Raw genomic sequence first — 20021 nt, 5'->3', positions numbered from 1 at the left:
CCACTGGCCAGTCACAGCCAGGTCTCTCGCAGGAAAACACCCCGTCGCTTTCCGGCCACCCACCATTGACACGCTGACCCAGTGTTGGCCATGGCTTTTCCCGTCGATCTACGCCGCTGTCAGGTTCTCGGCCTGGCCGGCACCGCCTTCCTTGCCCTGGGAGGTGAGACTGCCGGCGCCCTGCCCGTGGAGGATCTGCTCGCCCCCAGCTCGGTACAGGCGGCGTTCGGCCTGGTCGGGGTCTACTTCGGCGTCGTCCTGCTGATAGCGGCCTGGCTGCTGCTCGGTCGCCTCGTGCGCAGCGGCGCCCCGCCCACCCCGCGCCAGCTGATGCTGGTGCTCGTCGTGTGGGCGGCCCCGCTGCTGCTCGCGCCGCCGTTGTTCAGCCGCGACGTATACAGCTACCTGGCGCAGGGCGCGATGGTCGACGCGCACATGGACGTCTACACCTCGGGCCCCGCCCAGCTCGGCGGCCCGCTGGCCGACGAGGTGGCGCCGGTGTGGCAGAACACCGCCGCCCCGTACGGTCCCGCGTTCATGGGCGTGGCCTCGCTGCTGTCCGGGCTGACCCGGGGCGAACTCCCGGCCGGGCTCTTCGGGATGCGGCTGGTCGCCCTGCTCGGCGTCGGCCTGATGGCGGTCGCGCTGCCCCGGCTGGCCCGGCACAGCGGCGCCGACCCGGCCGCCGCGCTCTGGCTGGGCGCCCTCAACCCGCTGGTGCTGCTGCACCTGGTCGCGGGCGCCCACAACGACGCGATCATGCTCGGTCTGCTCGGCCTCGGCCTGGTCGCGGCGCTCGGCCGCTGGCCGGTCCTGGGGGCGGTGCTGGTCACCCTCGCGGCGCTGGTGAAGGCGCCCGCCGCGCTCGGACTGCTGGCGATCGTCGTCGTACAGGCGCGCAGGGGCCGCAGCCCGGTGCGCGCCACCCTGCTGACGGCCGCGGCCTCCGGGGTCACCACGGTGGTGGCGACCGCAGTCGCGGGCACGGGGTACGGGTGGATAAGGGCGCTGGACACGCCCGTCTCGGCGCACAACTGGGCGCTCAGCAGCCTGCTGGGCCGGGCCACCGGCGCGCTCCTCGAACACCTCGGCAGCGACCTGGCGCCACTGGCCGTGCCCGCCTGGCATCTGCTCGGGATGGCGCTGACCGCGGTGACCGTGCTGCTGATATGGGTCCGGCTGCGGCCCCGCCCGGTCTACGCGCTCGGCCTGAGCCTGGCCGCGGTCGCCGCCTTCGGGCCGGCGATCCGGCCCTGGTACGCGATCTGGGGCCTGTTCCTGATAGCGGCGGCGGCGCCCAGCACCTCGGTACGGCACCGGGTGGCCGCGGTCACCGGAGTGCTCGCGCTCGCCGTGCTGCCCAGCGGCGGCCCCGCCGACGTGGGCCAGCTGGTCCTCGCCGTCTCCGGCGGGGTGCTCGGCGTGGTCGTGCTGTGGCAGGCCCACCAAGCGGCGCAGGCCCCGGTCGTGGGACGTACGGCATGAGAGGACCGCAGACCGTGCGGGGAAGGCTGCTGCTCGTCCTGGCCCTCGTCGCCGCCGTGACCGTGTTCACGGCCACCGTGCCGCTGCTGCGCGACTGGTTCGACCTGCGGGTCTACTACGGGACCGTGCACACCTGGGTGCACCACGGCGGCCGGATCTACGACTACCGGGTGCCGGGGACGGAGTACGGCTTCACCTATCCGCCGTTCGCCGCCGTCGGCATGCTGCCCATGGCGCTGGTGGGGCTGCCGCTGGCCATCGCGGCCTCGCTGCTCGTCAACCTGACCGCGCTGGCGTTCGTGCTGCGCGTCCTGGCCGGGCCGGGCTGGCGGCGCTGGGGCTGGTACCGGTGGGCGCTGGCGCTGTGCGCGCTGGCCCTGTTCGAGCCGCTGCGGGACACCTTCAGCTTCGGCCAGGTGAACCTGATACTGCTCGCCCTGGTGCTGGGCGACTGCTGCCTGCTGCGCAGCGGCCGGGGCCGCTGGGCCGGGGTCGGGATCGGGCTCGCCGCCGCGATCAAGCTCACACCGGCGCTGTTCATCGCCATGCTGCTGATCGGCCGCAGGTGGCGTGCGGCGGGGGTGGCCACGGCCGTGGCGCTCGCGGCGACCGGGCTGGCGGCCTGGACCGATCCGAAGGCGTCCCGGTTCTACTGGACGCAGGCGCTCTGGGACACCAGCCGGGTCGGCCGGCTCGACTACGTGTCGAACCAGTCGCTGCAGGGTGTCCTGGCCCGGCTCGGCCATCCGGACAAGCCGCTGTGGGCGATCGTCGTGCTGCTCACGCTGGCCGTGTGGGCGTGGCGGACCCGCCGGGCCGTGGCGGCCGGCGACTGGACGGCCGCGTTCGCGCTCACCGGTCTCGCCGCCTGCCTGGTCAGCCCGATCACCTGGGTGCACCACCTGGTGTGGGTGCTGCCCTCGTTCGCGCTGCTGGCCCGTGCGGGGTACCCGCGGATCGCGGGCGCTCTGTACGCGGTGATGTGCACCAGCGTGGTGTGGCTGTGGTTCGACGACGCGTCCGGCGTCGACGGTTTCCTCGGCAGCAACCTCTACACCTGGATCACGCTGGGTCTGCTGTTCGGGCTGCCGGCCGGTCAGTCCCGTACGGGCGGGTCGGAGGGGTCAGACCGGTCCGAGCGTTCGCCCTTGAGCCGCATCGCCAGGGTCACCGCGCCCACCCCGAGACCGGCGAAGGCCGCGGCGATGGCGGTGTCCGACCAGACGGAGTCGTCCTCCGGCGCCGCGGCGGCCGCGATCGGTACGGTGCTCGGTCCCGGCCGCGGGGCCGGCCGCAGGGCGTCCAGCGAGCCCACCGGATCGACCCGTCCGGCCGCCTCGAAACCCCAGTCGAGCAGCTGACGGGCCTCGTCGTACACGCCGCCGTCCTGGGGGTTCATCACCGTCACGAGGAGGGTGCGCCCGCCCCGCCGGGCGGCGGCGACGAGGGTGTTGCCGGCGTTGCTGGTGTAGCCGTTCTTGATGCCGATCAGCCCGGGGTAGCGCGCCACCCCGTCCTCGCCGGTCAGCAGCCGGTTGGTGTTCTCGATGCCGAAGGTCCAGCCGTCGCCGGCCGGGAAGCGGGCCTGGGCGGTGGAGCAGTAGCCGGCGAATTCGGGGTTGTGGAGTCCGGCCCGGCCGAACACCGCGAGGTCGTAGGCCGAGGAGACCTGCCCGGGTGCGTCGTAGCCGTCGGGGGACTCGACATGGGTGTCCAGGGCGCCCAGGGAGCGGGCCTTGGCCTGCATCCGGGTGACGGTGCGGCTCCAGCCGCCGTCGAGCGCGGCCAGGACGTGCACGGCGTCGTTGCCGGAGCTGAGGAAGACCCCGCGCCACAGATCGGACACCTGGTAGGTGTGTCCCTCCTCGACCCCGACCAGGCTGCTGCCCTCGCCGACGTCCGCCAGCTCCGCGTGGGTCACCCGGTGCTTGAGACCGGGGGGCAGGGTGGGCATCACGGTGAGCGCGAACAGGGTCTTCAGCGTGCTGGCCGGCGGCAGTCCGAGATGCGCCCCGTTCGCCGCCAGCACCTGGCCGCTGTCGGCGTCGGCGACCACCCAGGAGAGCGCGGATACGTCCGGCAGTCCGGGGGCCCCGACGTGCGGACGCACCTGGGCGCCGGAGCGGTAGAGCAGCGCCGGCCCCGGCACCACCGCCCTCGGCGGCGGGGCCGGGTCCAGCGTCCTGGTGCCGGCGGCCGCCGTGCCGGGCGTCAGGGCCAGCAGGCCCGCCACACAGAGGGCGCAGGTCGACACCGTCACTCGGCGAGAGAAGCGGTCAGGGAATCCGATATTCATATGATCAACGTAGGAAGGTGGGCGCTGGACGGCGCGCGGCCTGGGCCGGACGGGCGTCTTGAGCAACCCGGATGCCGCACGCACGGCTCACCCGCCGGTCCGCCGGTCCGTCGATACGCCGGTCCGCCGGTCCGTCGATACGCCGGTCCGTCGATACGCCGGTCCGCCGGTCCGCCGGTCCGCCGGTCCGTCGATACGTCGGTCCGTCAGCCCGCCGGCAGGGTCGGCTGGACCCGGCGCAGGAAGGTGGCGTTGTCCGGGGTCTCGCGCATCCGCTCCAGGAGCGTCTCCAGCCCGCTCGGAGTGCCCTCCCGGCTCTGCAGGGCCCGGCGCAGTCCGCGTACGGCGGTCAACTCGGCCGGGGTGAGCAGGAGTTCCTCGCGGCGGGTGCCGGAGGGGGCGATGTCCAGGGCCGGGAAGACCCGCCGGGAGGCCAGCTCGCGGTCCAGGCGCAGCTCCATGTTGCCGGTGCTCTTCAGCTCCTCGAAGAAGTAGCCGTCGGCCCGGGAGCCGGTGTCCACCAGGACGGTGGCCAGGATGGTGAGCGAGCCGCCCTCCTCGGCCTTGCGGGCGGCCCCGAAGAACCGCTTGGGGCCGAGCAGCGCGCCGGCGTCGACACCGCCGCTGAGGGTGCGGCCGTTGGAGGCGGCCGCGTTGTTGTGGGCCCGGCACAGCCGGGTCAGGGAGTCCAGGAGGATGACGACGTCCCGGCCCTCCTCGACGAGCCGCTTGGCGCGCTCGACGACGAGTTCGGCGAGCGCGATGTGCTCCTTGGCGGGCCGGTCGAAGGTCGAGGCGTACACCTCGCCCTGCACGGAGCGCCGCATGTCGGTGACCTCCTCCGGGCGCTCGTCGAGCAGCAGCACCATCAGGTGGCACTCCGGGTGGTTTCCGGCGACGGCGGCCGCCAGCTGCTGGAGCAGTACGGTCTTGCCGGTCTTCGGCGGGGCCACGATCAGCCCGCGCTGCCCCTTGCCGACCGGCGCGAACAGGTCGGCGACCCGTCCGGCGAGCCCGGCGGCCGGGTGTTCCAGGCGGATCCGCTCGTGCGGGTGCAGCGGGGTCAGCTCACGGAAGTGACGGCGACCGCGCAGCTCTTCGGGCGTACGGCCGTTGACGCGCGTGACCTCGGTCAGCGCGCGCTGATTGCCCCGGACGCCCTCGACGAGGTCGCCCTTGCGCAGGCCGTGACGGCGGATCAGCGCGGCGGGGACCTGCGGGTCGGCGGGGGAGGTCAGGCAGCTCGGGGCCCGCAGCTGCCCCTTCCCGCTCGCGTCGATGTCGAGGACACCGGTGACGGGACGGGCGGCGTTCTGGGCCTGCTGCCGTACGGGAGGTTCGAGTGTGGTGGTCATGAGAGGTGGTCCTTTCGAGGACGGAAGTCAGAAGAGAAGGGGGAGTGGGCCGCGAGCGGGAGGGCGTGTGCGCATGCCTCCGTGCGGCGGGAACGACACCTCGGCGACGGCGGAGAAGCCCTGGCCACGAGGTGGTGCTGAGAAGCCGGCGGGCCGGTCGGGAACCGACGGGCGGTGCGGCTGGAGGAGGTGGAACGGGCACGGCGCCCAGCAGTGGGGCGGCCACACGTGCTGATCGCACTATACCCAGCGTTCCGCGATCGTCAACATGGCACCGGTCACGGATATTCCCGCCCCGCGGGCACCCGGGCGCCTACGATCAGCCGTGTCCGCTCGTACGGCTGTCCGTCAGGAGACCCGGTGGAGACCCCGTCCGTGCCGCACCGCCGCTACCCCGCCACCGGCTGTCCGCATGCCGACAACGCCCGGCTGCTGGCGCGCGGAGCCGTGGCGCCGGTCGTGCTGCCCGGTGGCGTCGAGGGCATGGCCGTCCTCGGGCACGAGACGCTCAGGGACTTCCTCCAGCATCCCGAAGTCGCCAAGAACGCACGGCACTTCACCGAACTGGCGGAGGGCCGGATCCCCGTCGGCTGGCCGCTGCTGACCTTCGCCACGGTACGGGGTATGACCACCGCCGACGGGGCCGACCACCGCAGACTGCGCGGACTGGTCAGCCGGGCGTTCACGCCCCGCCGGGTGGAGCGACTGCGGCCATGGATCGAGGAGTTGACCAGCTCGCTGCTCGACGCGCTGGAGCGGGCCGCGGCCGAGGGCGACGGCGTCGCGGACCTGCGGCGGCACTTCGCGCTGCCGCTGCCCATGGAGGTGATCTGTGAACTCCTGGGCGTGGACGCCGAGTTCCGGCATCGGCTGCACCATCTGTCCAGCCAGGTCGTGAGCACCGACATCGCACCGGCCGAGGCCGTCGCCGCCAACCGGGAGCTGGTCGCGGTGCTCGCCGCCGTCGCCGCCGCCCGGGCCGAGCGCCCCGGCGACGACCTCACCAGCGCCCTGATCGCCGCCCGGGACGAGGCCGGCGACCGGCTCGGCCAGGAGGAGCTGATCGGCACCCTGGTGCTGATGATCATCGCGGGCCACGAGACCACCCTCAACCTGATCACCAACGCCGTGCGCGCCCTGTGCGGCCACCGCGACCAGCTCGACCTCGTCCGGAAGGGGGACGCGAGCTGGGCGGACGTGGTGGAGGAGACGCTGCGCTGGGACGCGCCGGTCAGCTTCTTCCCCTTCCGCTATCCGGTGCGGGACCTGACCGTGGACGGCACGACGATCCCCGCGGGCACGCCCGTCCTGGCCGGCTACTCCGCCGCCGGCCGTGATCCGGCCGCGCACGGCCCCGACGCCGACCGGTTCGACGTCACCCGGCCGGCGCGTCCCGACGCCGTACGCCACCTCTCCCTCGGCCACGGCGCCCACTACTGCCTGGGCGCCCCGCTGGCCCGGCTGGAGGCCACGGTCGCCCTGGAGTGCCTCTTCGACCGCTTCCCCGCCCTGGACCTCGCCGTGCCCGAGGACGGCCTCGCCGTGCTCTCCGGGTTCGTCGGCAACAGTGTCCAGGCCCTCCCGGTGCGGCTGCGCACCTGAGGCGCATACCAGCCATACGAACCCCCGATGGCGTTTCCCCGGTGCATTTCTTGTTCTGGGCAAAGGCCCTACCTACGCTGCCAGCACCGCACTCGGGCGGCATGGGACAAGGGACTTGGCAATCATGGGTCGATTGGCCGGAAAAATCGCTTTCATCAGTGGAACGGGGGCAGGAATCGGCCGGGCCGCGGCCCAGGTATTCGCGGCCGAGGGCGCCACCGTATTCGGCTGTGACATCGATGAGAACAGCGCCGCCGAAACCGTCGCACTCGTCGAGAAGGCCGGCGGTGTGATGCGTTCGCTGGCGCCGGTCGACCTTTCCACCGAGGCCGGGGCCCGGGAGTGGATCGAGACGGGGATCGCGGAATTCGGCGGGATCGACATCCTCTACAACAACGCCTCCGCGCTCCGGAACGGCCCGTTCGAGACGATGCCGGCCGAGGACTGGTATTTCACCATCAAGAACGAGCTGGACATCCCCTACTTCTGCACGCAGGCCGCCTGGCCGCACCTGATCGCGCGCGGCGGCGGGGCCGTCCTGAACGTCGCCTCCGTGGCCGCCGAGCGCGGGGCGCTGTTCATGCCTATGGTGCCGCACGGCGCCGCCAAGGGCGGGGTCCTCGCGATGACCAAGCACCTGTGCGCGGCCGGCGCCCCGCACCACATCCGGGCCAACAGCATCGCCCCCGGCATGACCCGCACCTCCGCCACCGCGCCCTTCCTCGACGACCCGGACGGACCGAAGGCCCAGCTTGAGGCCCGCATCCCGGTCGGCCGGGTGGGGCAGCCGGAGGACATCGCCCGTGCCGCGGCCTTCCTCTGCTCCGACGAGGCGGCCTTCGTCAACGGCGCGAACCTCATGGTCGACGGCGGCGACAGCGCGATGGCGGGCTGAGCGCGCATGCACGCACGACTCGACCACGTGGGCCTGAACGTACACGACCTGCCTGCCCAACTCTCCTGGTATCAGACGGTCTTCGGACTGGAGACCGTCTTCGAGTTCCATCTCGACGGCCCCGGACTGACCGGAGTCGTCCTGGAACACCCGCACGGCTGGCGCATCGAGCTGCTCGCCAGGCCCGGATCCACACCCGGCCTCCGGGCACCGGACCCGATGACGGCCGTACTCACCGAGGGGTACGGGCACTTCGCGGTCACCACCCCCGAACTCGACCCCGTGTACTCCGTGTTGACGGCTCATGGAGCGAGCGAGGTACTCGCTCCCGGCCCGTCCCCCGAACCGGGGGTGCGGATGGCCTGGGTCAAGGACCCCGAGGGAAATCTCATCGAACTCATAGAACGCGGCGAAGCGACCGAACGCGGCACCACTGTCCATCCCTGAGACGGAGTACGGAATGACCGACGCTGTGAAGAAGCTGGACGTGGGCACGCTCATAGCCTGTTGTCTGGCGGTTGCCGCCGCGCAGCTGTGCATTACCGTCCCCTCGCCCATCAACGGGGAAATCCAGACCGCGTTCGGGGCCTCAGGATCGCAAGTCGCCTGGGTCACCTCGGCGTTCATTCTGCCCACCGCGATCCTGGAACTGAATTTCGGTGTGGTGGGCGACCTGTTCGGCCGTAAGCGGCTGCTGGTCCTCGGCGGATTCGTGCTGGCGCTCGGTGAACTCCTCAACGCCACCTCCCAGAACATCACCATGCTCTGGATCGGCCAGGCCCTCGCCGGTGTCGGTGCCGCCGCGCTCTTCCCGAGCTCCCTCGCCGTGATCGCCGCCGCGACGCCCGAGGAGAAGGACCGCGCCAAGGCGGTCTCCATCTGGGCGCTGAGCATCTCCCTCGCCTCCGCCGTGGGCCCGCTGTCCTCCGGCATCCTGGCCACGGTCGCCGACTTCCGCTGGGCGTTCGTGCCGCCGGTCGTCCTCGGCATCGTGGTCGGCATCGCCGCCTGGGCGCTGGTCACCGACTCCAGGGCGCCCGAGGGCCGGGCCCTGGACTGGCCCGGTCAGATCAGCGTCGCCGTCGGTCTCACCGCTCTGCTGTGGGGCATCATCGAGGGCGGCGACCGCGGCTGGAGCAGCCCGTCGATCGTCTTCGCGCTGACCCTGGCCGCCGTGGCCCTGGTCGGCTTCGTGATCGCCGAGAAGCGCGCCGTGTCCCCGATGTTCAACCTGGACCTGCTGAGGATCCCGTCGTTCGCGGCGGCCGCGGTGGTCGCGCTGACCGGCATGTTCGGCTTCATCGGCACGGCCTACGTGGTCTCCATCCGGCTGGGCGCGGTGATGCACCTCAGCGCGCTGCGGGCCGGCCTGCCGTTCGTGATCCTCCAGCTGATCCCGCTGCTGCTCGCCCCGGTGCTCAGCAAGATGCTCACCCGGGTCGAGCCGCGCTGGCTGCTGATGGGCGGCCTGCTGCCGATGGCCGCCGGCCAGTTCTGGATCGCCGCGCTGCCGATCACCACCACCTCCCTCGCCGCCTTCATCGGCCCGGTGCTGCTGCTCGGCGTCGGCTTCATCTGCGTGGTCTCCTCGCTGACGTCGGCCGCCGTCAACGCGGTGCCGATCGAGATGACCGGTATGGCGAGCGGCGCGACCAGCCTGGTCCGCGAGTTCGGTCAGGGCCTCGGCCCGGCCGTGATCAGCACGGTCGCGATGAGCGCGGCCTCCTCCGCGCTGGTCGGCAAGCTGTCCGGCGCCGACGCCGGCATGGAGGCGGCGGCCGGTCCGCTGGCCGTGGTCAACGCGGGCAGCGACAGCGCCAAGGCCGCCGCGCGGGACGCCCTCGCGCACGGCATGTCCCTGGGCGTGGTGATCTGCGGCTGCGCCTCGCTGCTGGGCGCGGTGGTCACCCTGCTGCTGGTCCGCAGGAGCACCGCCCGTGCGACGGTCACGGCGCCGGTGCCGGCCGCGTCCGCCTGATCCGCAACGCGCCGGGAAGGCCGGGGCCGGTGCCCCGGCCTTCCGCCGTGCCGGGACCTGCTCGCCCCCGATCAGTGAAAGCGGGCCCGCAGGCCTGCCGGTGCGAGGCGGCCGGCGAACTTCGGGGCCGCCGAGGAGGCGTTCGGTGACTCGATGGTGAAGCGTTGGGCGAGCCGCGAGGTGGCCAGGGTGAGCTGCCGCACGGCCAGGGCCGACCCCAGGCAGACCCGGGGTCCGGCGCCGAACGGAAGGTAGGCCGCACCGGGTGCCGTCCGCCCGTCCAGCCACCTGGCGGGGTCGAACTCGTCCGGGTGCGGCCACCACCGGGGGTCCCGGTGTATCAGGTAGGCGTTGAGCAGGACGTCGTCGCCGGGGTCGAGCGACCAGGGACCCAGGCCGGTCGCGGTGGCGGCGGTGCGGGTCATCAGCCACGCGGGCGGATACAGGCGGAGCGTCTCGCGGACCACGGCCTCGGCCAGCGGCAGCCGGCCCGCCGACGCCGGGGCGCCGCCCTTTACCGGCCCGTCCGCCTCGGCGCGCAGTTCGGCAACGAGCCGGGGCCTGCGGGCGAGTTCCCGTACGACGGAGGTGAGCGCGGCGGCGGGCACCCCGTGACCGCCCATGAGGATGCTGTGCAGCGCCGACGCCACGGTGGCGTCGGGCATGGCCGGATCCGCGTCGAGCAGGAACCCGAGCAGGTCCTCCCGTGGCGTCCCGGCGTCGGACGCCCGCCGCTGCCGGACGATCGCGGTCATCGCGTCGATCAGGCGCCGGTAGGCGTGGAAGAAGCGCCGGTGACGGCGGACCGGCAGCCACGCGGGGAACTCGTAGGACGACTCCGTGAACGGCTGGGTGGCGCTGATGAGCTCGTGGAGCAGGCCGGGGACGCCGGCGGAGTCCGTGCCGAAGCAGTAGTCCGCGATCGCCCGGGCGGTGAACGCCCGCATCGCGGTGAGCACGTCCACCTCACGGCCGGCACCGCCGGCCAGGACCGCGTCGAGGAACCCGGCCGTACGGTCGTCGGACGAGGCCGCGGCCGAGCGGCTGAGCCCCGGCCGCAGGGTACGGCGTGCGGACATCCAGGCGGCGGCCTGCGCGGCGGCCTGGTCGAGATCCCGCCGCATGTCGAACGGCGCGAGCTCCGTCACGAAGCCGTGGCCGGTCCTGACGAGCGTCTCGTGGGCCAGGTCCGGGTCGATCACGAACACGGTGTCCTCGTCGAAGGAGAAGACGTCACCGTAGGCGTGGTGGCAGTGGCGCAGGAAGCCGATCCGGTCGGCCTCGTAGGCGCGCATGTTGCCGGTCAGCCAGTGCCCGCGCGGGCCCGGCGGTCGGCCGGACTCCTCGCCGTGTGCCATCCGGCCTCCCCAGAAGGACCGCAGGACCCCTGGTCCGAGATCCTGCGATCGGTGTCGTCCGGTGCCCGCGGGCTACCGGAGTTGGTAGGGCCAGTACGGGTAACGACCGCTTACCCGCTTCCTGCCGACCAGGCGAGCCACCAGGCGTCGTGTCCGTTTCATGAACACCCCACTGCCAACTGGGCGAATATTTGTCCGATCGTGGCACGGTCCCCGACAGCCCGGCAATATGCGCCGACCTGGGTTTCCGAGGAAGGCGCAAAACCATCTGACGATGGGTCAGGTGGGTTTCCTGAGCCGACGGACATGGGGAGAACCTTGGCGTCCGCTGCATAACGGTCCTGGCTGGAGCGGGACTTGATGTCGGGTTATGCCTTATCTTCACGACATGTCCACGCCACCGCAGCAGCCGCCGTCCTCTCCGCAGCAGCCGCAGCCCCCGCAGCAGCCGGCGCAGCAGCCGGACCAGCCACCGGCGATACCGCCGCAGCCGGCCCAGCCCGTCCCGTCGGCCCAGCCCGTTCCTCCGGCTCAGGCCGCGCAGCCGACCGCGTACCCGTATCCGAACCCGCAGTCGCCGCCGCCCCCGCAGAACCCCTACGCCCAGCCGACCCTCGCCAGTCAGCATGCCCAGCCGCAGCAGCCCAACCCCTATGCCCCGCAACCCGGTTACGGCTATCCGCCGGTGGCCGCCCCGCCGTCGGGCGGCGGCGGGGGCAGGGCGGGACAGGCCGTGCTGTGGGCGGCGGTGGGCGCGGTGGTGGCCTCCGCGGCCTGGGCGGCCGGCGTCTTCCTGACCGGGGGCTTCGGGGACAGCGCGGACCTGCGCGGCTACCAGGCGCCCGCCAACCTCTGCTCCGGCGCGGACTACTCGTCGTTCAAGGACGAGTACCCCGAGGACGACTCGTCCCCGACCAAGAACGCGCTGAAGGACCCGGCCCTGGACGAGAGCTACTGCAGTCTCAGTCTCAAGAAGACCGGGTCCAGCTACGGGGACGCCTATCTCACCCTGCAGGTCGACCTCCACAAGAAGACCGACCCGGGACCGGAGTTCACGGCCACCTGGAAGAACTACGGCGACAGCCACACGGACTACGACGTGAGCCCGGTGAGCGGTATCGGCGACGAGGCCTACCTGGTCACCGAGGACACCAGCAACGGCTCCTCCACCAGCGGCTCGCGGTACGCCACCCTCGCGGTCCGGGACGGCTGGATGACGTACACCATGAGCTACAGCGCGTACTTCTCCTCGTACGACAACGACACCGACCCGCCGTCGCTCGACGACGTGACGGGCTGGCTGAAGACGGACACCAAGTCCACATTGGAGCAGCTCAAGGGCTGACGCTCAGTCCTGGTCGAGGGCGTTGGTGATCGCCTTCACCGGGCCGTGCGAGGAGTAGCCGCCGTCGACGGCGATCTCCGCGCCGTTGACGTAGGACGCCTCGTCGGAGAGGAGATAGACGACGAGCGGCGCCACCTCGTCGACGGTGCCGGGGCGGCCCTGGGGCGTCATGGCGAGGTGGGCGGCGACGAACACCGGGTTGGCGGTCGCCATCAGCGGGGTCTCGATGTACCCGGGGTGGATGATGTTCGTCCGGATGCCGCGCGGGGCCAGCTCCAGGGCCGCCACCTTGGACAGGCCCCGCAGCGCCCACTTGCTGGTCGTGTAGGCGACCGCGTGATGGGCGGTGAGCCCGGCGACCGAGCCGACGTTCACGATCGAGGAACCGGCCGGCATCAGCGGGGTGAGGGCCTGGATGCCGAGCAGGGCGCCGGTGGTGTTCACGGCGAAGGCCCGGTTCCAGTCGGCCGGCTCGACCTGGCCGAGCCGGGCCCGCATCGGGATGCCCGCGTTGTTCACCAGGCCGTGCACCACGTCGAGGGAGTCCGCCAGCGCGGCCCAGTCCTCGGCCGAGGTCACGTCCAGGTGGACGTAGCGGACGTCGAGGCCGTCGGCGCGCAGGGTCGCGGCGAGCTTCTCGCCGGCCTCGTCCAGCACGTCGGTCGCGATCACCGTGGCGCCCTCCCGGGCGGCCGCGGCCGCCTCGGCGGCTCCCTGGCCCTGCGCGGCTCCGGTGACGACGACGGTACGGCCCGCCAGGCGCGTGCGGCTCACGGCTTCCACGGTTTCCTCCAGGGGCGTGCGGGGTGTCCTCCCGTCCACGCTAGGAAGCCGCGGACAGCTCCGGAAACGCGCTCTCGGGATGGGTGGCATCCACGTCGGCGATCTCCAGTGGCGGCGGCTCCTCGCCCAGCGCCGCCCCGACCCGGCGGACGGTGTCCCGCAGCCAGCGGTGCGCCGGGTCCGCGTGCCGGTTGTGGTGCCAGTACATGGCCTCCACCAGCGGCACGTCCGGGAACGGCGCCGGTACGACCGCGCAGCGCGCGAAGTCCTCGTAGCGCCGCGCCAGCCGCTCCGGGACCATCGCCACCAGGTCCGTGCCGCTCACCAGGAACGGCAGCACGCTGAAGCCGGGCGTGCTGACCTGCACCTTCGGGGTGATCCCGAGGGTCTCCAGCTGGCGCTCGGCGGGGGTGTGGCTCTTGCCGATGGCGCAGGCCGCGTGCGGCATCTCGGCCAGGTCGCGCAGGGTGAGCCGGCCGTCCACCAGCCGCGGGTTGTCCGGGTCCACGATGCACACGAAACGGTCGTGCATCACGGCCTCGCTCACCCCCGGCAGCTGGTAGCCGAGCGGCACGATCATCAGGTCGTGGCAGCGCAGATGCGTCTCCGTCTCCAGCTGCCCGTCCACGATCGGATGGAAGTCGATCCGGATGCCGGGCGCCTCGGCCGCGATCACCCGCAGCAGCGGCTCCACGAACACCGTCATCACGTAGTCCGACATCACCACGGAGAACCGCTGGCGGCTGCGCCCCGGCTCGAAGTGCCGGGTCAGCGACAGCGCCTCCTCGGCCTTCTGCAGCGAGCCCTGGACGACCGGCAGCAGCCGCTCCGCCAGCGGGGTGAGCTCGTACTCCCGGCCCACCCGGATCAGCAGCTCGTCGTTGAAGTGGCGCCGCAGCCGCGCCAGCGAGCCGCTCATCGCGGACTGGCTGGTGGACAGTCGTACACCCGCGTGGGTGACGTTCTTCTCCTCCAGGAGTGCTTCCAGTGCCACCAGAAGATTGAGATCGATCGCTCCGAGACCCACGGATGTCCCCTTCCGGCCGGCCACGTCTTTGAAGCTTCGGTGAAACGCGAGGTTAACCAGCGGACGGCCGTCGAGGAAGGGGGTCGGGCCGACTCTCAGGAAGATTCGATGCCAGGCATCCGGTCGCCGGATACCCGCAGGTGGGGGGTCTGCGCGTACCACAGGCCCCCCACAGGTCCCCGTGTTACGGCCGGGGCGTGCGACCCCTTTTGCGGGCCCGCGGAAGGTACGCGTCCGCCCGTCCGGGCACGATCCTGTTGGACACCGTGCCCAGTCCCTCGACGGTCAGCGTCACCTCGTCCCCGGCCCGCAGCGGGGGCGGTGTGCGCTCCCCCACACGGCCCCAGAACTCCGCCAGGGCGCCCCAGCCGCAGGTGCCGGACCCGAGGATGTCACCGGGGCGCACCCAGGCGTCCCGGCTGGCGTAGGCGATCATCTCCTCGAAGGTCCAGGAGACGTTGGCCAGGGTGTCCCGGCCGATCAGCTCGCCGTTCAGGGTGACCGTCATCTCCAGGTCCAGGAAGCCGTCGGGGTCCCGCCGGTCCTCCACCTCGTCGGCGGTGACCAGGAAGGGGCCGAGCGTGTTGGCGAAGTCCTTGCCCTTGGAGAAGCCCAGCCCGAGGTTCTTCTCCGGCTTCTGGAGGTCACGGGCCGACCAGTCGTTGAAGACCAGGTATCCGATGATGTGGTCCTTCGCCTGCCCGGGCGTGAGGTCCCGGCCGCTGCGGCCGATGACCGCGCCGACCTCCAGCTCGAAGTCGAGCACCGAGCAGCCTGCCGGGATCGGCACGTCGTCATAGGCGCCGTAGGCCGCATGGGGGTTGGTGAAGTAGAAGTTGGGCGCCCGGTACCACTCCTCGGGCACGTGCTCCAGACCGTCGAGCGACTTCGACACGCCCTCGATGTGCGCCTCGAACCCGACGAAGTCCCGGATGGACGGCGGCTTCAGCGGTGGCAGCAGCCGCACCTGATCCACCGTCAACTCGCCTGACCCGCCCAGGGCTTCGATGCCGGCGGCGTACAGCACCCCGGCCTCGATCAGGGCCAGCAGGGTCACCCCCTCGGGCAGCGGGTGGATCACCCCGTCCCGCACCGCGCCGGCGCGCTCCTCGCCCTGGTACTCGTATGTCGCGAAACGCATGGCTGCTCAGCTCTCCCAGTGGTTGGTGTTGGTGACGGTCCCGGCGCTCAGATATCCGGCGAACACGCCCTTGGGGTCGCGGGCGGCCCGGATCCCGTTCAGCCGCCGCCACTGCTCGTCCCCCATGAACCTCACCTGCCGTACGGTGAAGTCGGAGTCGCCCAGGTACTGGCCCGCGGTCACCGGCTGCATGGCCGCCATCGCCTCGTCCAGCCAGGCGCGCAGCTCCGCGTCCCGTGTGGAGTCGTCGTGGACGACATAGGTGGCGCTGTAGATCTCCGACTGCATCGAGAAGGCCATGTCGGGCAGTGCGCGCAAGGGGGCCATCGAGAACCAGATGGTGAAGGTCTGCCGGGTGGGGTGCTCGGTGAACGCCTTGCGGATCGCCGGGACGACCTCCTCGGCGGTGCCGGTCAGCCAGGCGTTGTCGACGAAGTAGCGGTGGCCCTCCGGGTTGGCGGTGCGCTGGCCCGCCAGCTGCTCGGCGAGGGTGGTGGGCTGCGCCTCGACGCGGAACAGGGCCCGGTCGGCGTACGGGTTGGCGTGCAGCGGCGCCAGCGCCTCGGCCGCCTCCTCGGGGGTGTCGGTCATCGAGACGCCGGTGACCAGCAGCACCGGACCGTCGAGGTCGGGCGGGGTCTGGGTGAGCGCGACGATCTCCACCAGGTCGGAGACCGTGTGGTGGGTGTCGTGCAGCCAGGTCATGACCTCGTCGAAGAGGTCGAGCGGGTAGGCGTGCACGGTGTGCGCCAGGTGCCGGGGGAGGGGGCGGGTGCGCAGGTGGAAGCGGGTGACGACGCCGAAGAAGCCGGGGCCCGCCCCGCGCGCCGCCCAGAACAGGTCGCTGTTCTCGCTCTCGTCGGCCCGGACCAGCTCGCCGTCCGCCGTGACGACGTCGATCGCCACGATGTTCTCGGCCGCCCAGCCCCAGCCGCGCGCGTTCCAGCCCTGCCCGCCCTGTAGCAGGAAGCCGCCGATGCCGACGGAGGGACAGTGCCCGCCGTTGAAGAAGCGCCCGAACCCGCCGAGATACGGGTTGAGTTCGTCGCCGCCCTTGACGCTGGGGGTGGCGGAGACGATCCCGGTGGTCTCGTCGTACGCCATCTCGCGGAAGTCGCCGAGGTCGATCAGCAGCGCGTCCCGGCGGACCGACCAGGCGGCCCAGCTGTGCCCGCCGGAGCGGACGGCGACCTGCCAGCCGCGCTCCAGGGCGAACCGGACGCCTTCGACGACGTCCTGTTCGGTGGCCGCCCTGAGGACGGCGGCGGGGGTGCGGTCGGCCGGGCGGCGGGCGTTGAAGACCCGGCCGAGGCAGGCCTCCTCGAAGTCCTCGTCGCCGGGGAGGTGGAGGGTTCCGGAGAAACGGTTCGTGTTCACGTGGGGGCTCATTTGCGGCTCGCTGGACGGGTCACTTGACGGCGATGGGGCTGACGGGGGCACCGACCGCGCCGGTGACCGGGAGCGGGGCGGCGACCAGCAGGAACTCGTGGACACCGTCGGCCGCGCAGTCCTCCGCGAGGGCGTCCAGGTCCCACATCCCGCCCAGCGGCAGGCCCATGGCGGGGATGGCGATCCGGTGCAGCGGGTCCGCCGCCGGCTCGGCGAACTCGTGCGGCCGTACCTCCAGGCCCCAGGTGTCGGTGGCGACGGCCGCTATCTCCGTGCGGTGCAGCCAGCCCAGGGTGGTGAAGGACAGGCCGGGCGCGTCCCCGTCCGCGTACCCGTCCCACGCGCCGAGCCGCCGTACCCGGCCCAGCTGGCCGGTGCGGACGAGAACGATGTCGCCCCGGCGCACGCTCGACGTGGCGCCCTGCGCCTCGATCGTGTCGCGCAGGTGCTCCTCGGTGATCGCGAAGCCGTCCGGGAGTTCACCGCGCGCGTCCCCGGCCACCCGGCCGACATCGAGGAGCACCCCGCGGCCGGTGAACGCGCCCCGTATGCGGTCGATGCCGGTCACGGAGTCCCCGCCGCCGGTGACGGCGGTGCGCGGACGGTCGTGCCACGCCTGCTCGTCGCCGTGGACACGGCCCGGCCCGTCCCACCGGGTGGCGGCCCGTGACGGCAGCAGGTCCCGGTCACCGCGGTGCGGGCCGGACTCGTCGAACTCCTGGGCCAGCGAGAAGGAGCGGCCGCGCCGGACCAGACTCGCGGCGTGCGCGCGGATCGCGTCGTCGATGAGGTTGAGCGTGCCCAGTACGTCGCCCTCGCCCCAGCGGCCCCGGTTCCGGTAGGCGGCGCGGGCCTTGGCGAGCTCTTCCTCAAGGGGGCCCAGGATCATCGGGCGTCTCCTTTCACCAGCAGGTCGAGCGCGTTGCCCCCGGCGATCGCGTCCCGGGCCGCCGGATCGAGACCGGCCGCGTCCAGGCGGGCCACCGGGTCGGTCACGCCCATGTCGAAGGGGTGGTCGGTACCGAGCACCACCCGGTCCGCGCCCACCTCCTCGACCAGGTGCCGCAGCGCGCGCGGGGTGTAGACGAGGGCGTCGAACCACATCCGCCGCAGATAGGAACTGGGCGGCTCGGCGCAGCCGCGCGCGTCCGGCCGTACCCGCCAGGCGTGGTCGGAACGGCCGATGTACGTCGGCAGGTAGCCGCCGCCGTGCGCGGCCACCAGCTTCAGCCGGGGGAAGCGGTCCAGGACCCCGGTGAAGATCAGCCGGGAGAGCGCGACCGTGGTCTCGGTCGGCTGGCCGACCGTGTTGCCGAGGTAGTGCGAGGCGAGCCGCTCGCCGAGCGAGCAGCCCCACGGGTGGACGAAGACGACCGCGCCCAGCTCCTCGGCCTTCAGCCAGACCTCGTCGTGCGCCGGGTCGGCCAGCTCGCGCCCCTCGACCGTGGTGGAGACGCTGATGCCGGACAGGCCGAGTTCGGTGACCGCCTTGTCCAGCAGGGCCACGGCCAGGTCCGGGTGCTGCAGCGGTACCGTGCCGAGGCCGCGGAGCCGTTCGGGTACGGCGGCGCAGTGCTCGGCGACCGCCTCGTTGACGGTACCGGCCAGCCGTACCGCCAGATCGGGTTCGGCCCAGTAGTGGTGCATGGGCATCGGGCCGACCACCTGGAGGTCGACGCCCATCGCGTCGAGATCGGCGAGCCGGGCCTCCACGTCCGTCAACTTCCCCGCCAGACGCTGGAGTTGCGCCCGGTTGGTCGCGAGGGACTCCGGGGAGTGGGCGCGCTGCTCGGCGGCCAGCTCGGCCGCGAAGCCCTCGGTGCCCGCCACCAGGGCGTCGGCCTCCGGGACCGCGAGGTGGCCGTGGAAGTCGACGACGGGCGTGCTCATGCGGCGGCCGTCAGCGAGGAGAGCGTCTCCGACATGATCCGCGCCGGGTCGGCGCCCGGGGTGTCCGGGTGGATCTCCCACTCGGCGAGCTGGAGGGAGTTGTCCAGCACCATGCGGACCCGCGGCAGGCGCCGGGCCATGAACCGCTCCAGGGCCCGCTCCAGCGGTTCGTCGCCGACGACCAGCTCGGCCAGCAGCACCGCGTCCTCCATGCACATCGCGGCACCCTGCGCGATCAGCGGCGGGCAGGCGTGCGCCGCGTCGCCGATCACCATGGTCCGGCCCCGGTACCAGGGCTCGTCGATCAGGATCGCCTCGATCCACCGGTAGTCCACCGCCGTGTCGTCGGGCAGCGAGGCGAGGATCTTCCCCCAGGTGCCGCCGTAGCCGGCGCCGCGCTCGCGCATCAGGTCCAGGGAGGCGCGCGGGCCGATCAGGGAGGCGTCCAGGTTCTCGTCGAGGAGGTAGGCGTAGCACTGGTCGTCGGATATCGGGCTGTACCCGGCCTTGTAGCGCGGGCCCCCGTAGTAGACCTCGGCGCAGTCCATCTCGGCGGGACGCCGCGCCACCACCCGGAAGATCGACATGCCGACCGGGCGGGGCTTCGCCTCGATGCCGATGAGGGCCCGCATCGACGAGTTGATGCCGTCCGCGCCGACCACCAGGTCGTAGCGGCCGGTGGAGCCGTCGGTGAAGGTGACGTCCACCTGGTCGTCCTGCTCGGCCAGCTCGCGCACGCTCAGGCCCAGCCGGACGGTGACGCCGTGCGCGTGCACCGCGTCGCAGAGCGCGTTCTGCAGGTCGGAGCGGAGCGCGCCCGCCGTCGACGGCAGGTCCTCGCCGCCGGTGTGCGGGGTCCGCAGTTCGGTGATCAGATCGCCGTCGGCCCGGCGCAGCCGCATGTGGTCGAAGGGCACCGCCCGGGCCAGAACCCGGTCCAGCACGCCGACCGAACGCAGCGCCTTGAGCGCGTTGCCCTGGATGGTGATGCCATGTCCCACCCCGAACCACTGGGGGGAGATCTCGACGAGCTCCGCCTCGACACCGCGCTGGGCGAGGGCGAGACACAGCACGCTTCCGGTGATGCCGCCGCCGACGACGAGCACCTTGTTCACGGGCATGGGCGATCCTTGCGAAGGTAGAAAGACAGACAGTTGGGGGTCAGCGGCACTCAGCCGGTGTAGCGGGGGCCCAGCTCGTGGTAGTGCTCGACGGCCGGCGGGGCGGCGAAGAACGGGCCGACCAGGGCCCGCCAGCGGGCGAACCGCTCCGACTCCCGGAAGCCGACCGTGTGCGCCTCGACCGACTCCCAGCCGACGAGCAGCAGGAACGTCCGCGGCCGCTCGTCGCAGCGCAGCAGCTCGGCCCAGCGGAAGCCGTCGGCCTCGGCGAGCACCTCGCGGGCCTTGCCGAAGACCTCCTGGAACTCCGCTTCCCGGCCTTCCTCGACGGTCAGCTCGGCATGCTCGACTACCAC

Annotated in this window: 17 protein-coding genes and 1 pseudogene; 7 read left to right on the top strand and 11 right to left on the bottom strand. The window is 72.3% G+C overall.

The annotated features are described in order from the left end of the window. The first annotated feature begins 90 nt into the window (after positions 1-90). Both mptB and ACIPSJ_RS45395 read left to right on the top strand, forming a co-directional pair. A complete protein-coding gene (mptB, locus tag ACIPSJ_RS45400) occupies positions 91-1485 on the top strand; it encodes a polyprenol phosphomannose-dependent alpha 1,6 mannosyltransferase MptB (RefSeq protein WP_355711527.1) in 1395 nt (464 codons plus the stop codon). Beyond that, positions 1482-2846, top strand: a complete 1365-nt coding sequence (locus tag ACIPSJ_RS45395) for a glycosyltransferase family 87 protein (protein ID WP_401355125.1) — start codon at positions 1482-1484, stop codon at positions 2844-2846. The genes mptB and ACIPSJ_RS45395 overlap by 4 nt, the downstream gene beginning before the upstream one ends. Positions 2847-2935: 89 nt before the next feature. On the opposite strand, the pseudogene ACIPSJ_RS45390 reads toward ACIPSJ_RS45395, so the two are convergent. Further along, positions 2936-3781, bottom strand: a pseudogene (locus ACIPSJ_RS45390) (D-alanyl-D-alanine carboxypeptidase family protein); the annotation flags it as partial. Positions 3782-3987: 206 nt separating this feature from the next. Then, complete coding sequence (gene rho, locus ACIPSJ_RS45385; protein ID WP_359217409.1) at positions 3988-5136, bottom strand: transcription termination factor Rho; 1149 nt, start codon at positions 5134-5136, stop codon at positions 3988-3990. Between the two features lie 360 nt (positions 5137-5496). Between rho and ACIPSJ_RS45380 the strand changes: the two genes are divergently transcribed. From ACIPSJ_RS45380 to ACIPSJ_RS45365, 4 genes are all read left to right on the top strand, one after another. Next, positions 5497-6738 carry a cytochrome P450 gene (locus ACIPSJ_RS45380; protein ID WP_401355122.1) on the top strand — a complete coding sequence of 414 codons (1242 nt, stop codon included), beginning with the start codon at positions 5497-5499 and terminating at the stop codon, positions 6736-6738. Between the two features lie 124 nt (positions 6739-6862). Beyond that, positions 6863-7633 carry an SDR family NAD(P)-dependent oxidoreductase gene (locus ACIPSJ_RS45375; protein ID WP_401355120.1) on the top strand — a complete coding sequence of 257 codons (771 nt, stop codon included), beginning with the start codon at positions 6863-6865 and terminating at the stop codon, positions 7631-7633. Between the two features lie 6 nt (positions 7634-7639). Beyond that, complete coding sequence (locus ACIPSJ_RS45370) at positions 7640-8080, top strand: VOC family protein (RefSeq protein WP_401355117.1); 441 nt, start codon at positions 7640-7642, stop codon at positions 8078-8080. Between the two features lie 13 nt (positions 8081-8093). After that, the gene (locus tag ACIPSJ_RS45365) at positions 8094-9611 is read left to right on the top strand and encodes an MFS transporter (RefSeq protein ID WP_401355114.1); all 1518 of its coding nucleotides are present in this window, start codon (positions 8094-8096) and stop codon (positions 9609-9611) included. Positions 9612-9682: 71 nt separating this feature from the next. Here the strand turns inward: ACIPSJ_RS45365 and ACIPSJ_RS45360 are convergent, their stop codons facing one another. Next, entirely contained in the window at positions 9683-10969 is a 1287-nt protein-coding gene (locus ACIPSJ_RS45360) for a cytochrome P450 (protein ID WP_401355111.1), read from the bottom strand. Between the two features lie 388 nt (positions 10970-11357). On the opposite strand from ACIPSJ_RS45360, the gene ACIPSJ_RS45355 reads away from it, so the two are divergent. Next, positions 11358-12314 carry a hypothetical protein gene (locus ACIPSJ_RS45355; RefSeq protein ID WP_401355109.1) on the top strand — a complete coding sequence of 319 codons (957 nt, stop codon included), beginning with the start codon at positions 11358-11360 and terminating at the stop codon, positions 12312-12314. 3 nt (positions 12315-12317) lie between these two features. Here the strand turns inward: ACIPSJ_RS45355 and ACIPSJ_RS45350 are convergent, their stop codons facing one another. The 8 genes from ACIPSJ_RS45350 to ACIPSJ_RS45315 all read right to left on the bottom strand — a co-directional run bounded on the left by ACIPSJ_RS45350 (position 12318) and on the right by ACIPSJ_RS45315 (position 20021). Beyond that, on the bottom strand, positions 12318-13088 hold the full coding sequence (locus ACIPSJ_RS45350) for an SDR family NAD(P)-dependent oxidoreductase (protein WP_401355106.1): 771 nt from the start codon (positions 13086-13088) through the stop codon (positions 12318-12320). Between the two features lie 49 nt (positions 13089-13137). Next, entirely contained in the window at positions 13138-14124 is a 987-nt protein-coding gene (locus ACIPSJ_RS45345; protein ID WP_401355104.1) for a LysR family transcriptional regulator, read from the bottom strand. A 184-nt stretch (positions 14125-14308) separates the two neighbouring features. Continuing rightward, positions 14309-15265, bottom strand: coding sequence for a fumarylacetoacetate hydrolase family protein (locus ACIPSJ_RS45340; protein ID WP_401355101.1), 957 nt, complete (start codon positions 15263-15265; stop codon positions 14309-14311). Positions 15266-15271: 6 nt separating this feature from the next. Then, on the bottom strand, positions 15272-16642 hold the full coding sequence (locus ACIPSJ_RS45335) for an FAD-binding oxidoreductase (protein ID WP_401355099.1): 1371 nt from the start codon (positions 16640-16642) through the stop codon (positions 15272-15274). 31 nt (positions 16643-16673) lie between these two features. Beyond that, positions 16674-17543, bottom strand: coding sequence for a cyclase family protein (locus tag ACIPSJ_RS45330; RefSeq protein WP_401355097.1), 870 nt, complete (start codon positions 17541-17543; stop codon positions 16674-16676). Then, a complete protein-coding gene (locus ACIPSJ_RS45325; protein WP_401355094.1) occupies positions 17540-18544 on the bottom strand; it encodes an amidohydrolase family protein in 1005 nt (334 codons plus the stop codon). Before ACIPSJ_RS45325 ends, ACIPSJ_RS45330 begins: the two co-directional genes overlap by 4 nt. Further along, entirely contained in the window at positions 18541-19665 is a 1125-nt protein-coding gene (locus tag ACIPSJ_RS45320) for an FAD-dependent monooxygenase (RefSeq protein WP_401355092.1), read from the bottom strand. The genes ACIPSJ_RS45325 and ACIPSJ_RS45320 overlap by 4 nt, the downstream gene beginning before the upstream one ends. A 50-nt stretch (positions 19666-19715) precedes the next feature. Continuing rightward, positions 19716-20021: an antibiotic biosynthesis monooxygenase gene (locus ACIPSJ_RS45315; protein ID WP_365688991.1), complete on the bottom strand. Its 306-nt coding sequence runs from the start codon at positions 20019-20021 to the stop codon at positions 19716-19718.

Origin of the sequence: Streptomyces sp. NPDC090088, from assembly GCF_044747345.1 — a bacterium.
In the GTDB taxonomy this organism is placed as follows: domain Bacteria; phylum Actinomycetota; class Actinomycetes; order Streptomycetales; family Streptomycetaceae; genus Streptomyces.
The sequence above is the reverse complement of the archived record's forward strand: the minus strand, read 5'-3'. Positions and strand labels throughout refer to the sequence as shown.

Coding starts and splice junctions, on each gene's coding strand:
- ACIPSJ_RS45365 (WP_401355114.1), top strand. CDS start 8,094: ATGACCGACGCTGTGAAGAAGCTGGACGTGGGCACGCTCATAGCCTGT.
- ACIPSJ_RS45320 (WP_401355092.1), bottom strand. CDS start 19,665: ATGCCCGTGAACAAGGTGCTCGTCGTCGGCGGCGGCATCACCGGAAGC.
- ACIPSJ_RS45325 (WP_401355094.1), bottom strand. CDS start 18,544: ATGAGCACGCCCGTCGTCGACTTCCACGGCCACCTCGCGGTCCCGGAG.
- ACIPSJ_RS45340 (WP_401355101.1), bottom strand. CDS start 15,265: ATGCGTTTCGCGACATACGAGTACCAGGGCGAGGAGCGCGCCGGCGCG.
- ACIPSJ_RS45370 (WP_401355117.1), top strand. CDS start 7,640: ATGCACGCACGACTCGACCACGTGGGCCTGAACGTACACGACCTGCCT.
- mptB (WP_355711527.1), top strand. CDS start 91: ATGGCTTTTCCCGTCGATCTACGCCGCTGTCAGGTTCTCGGCCTGGCC.
- ACIPSJ_RS45355 (WP_401355109.1), top strand. CDS start 11,358: ATGTCCACGCCACCGCAGCAGCCGCCGTCCTCTCCGCAGCAGCCGCAG.
- ACIPSJ_RS45375 (WP_401355120.1), top strand. CDS start 6,863: ATGGGTCGATTGGCCGGAAAAATCGCTTTCATCAGTGGAACGGGGGCA.
- ACIPSJ_RS45330 (WP_401355097.1), bottom strand. CDS start 17,543: ATGATCCTGGGCCCCCTTGAGGAAGAGCTCGCCAAGGCCCGCGCCGCC.
- ACIPSJ_RS45395 (WP_401355125.1), top strand. CDS start 1,482: ATGAGAGGACCGCAGACCGTGCGGGGAAGGCTGCTGCTCGTCCTGGCC.
- rho (WP_359217409.1), bottom strand. CDS start 5,136: ATGACCACCACACTCGAACCTCCCGTACGGCAGCAGGCCCAGAACGCC.
- ACIPSJ_RS45360 (WP_401355111.1), bottom strand. CDS start 10,969: ATGGCACACGGCGAGGAGTCCGGCCGACCGCCGGGCCCGCGCGGGCAC.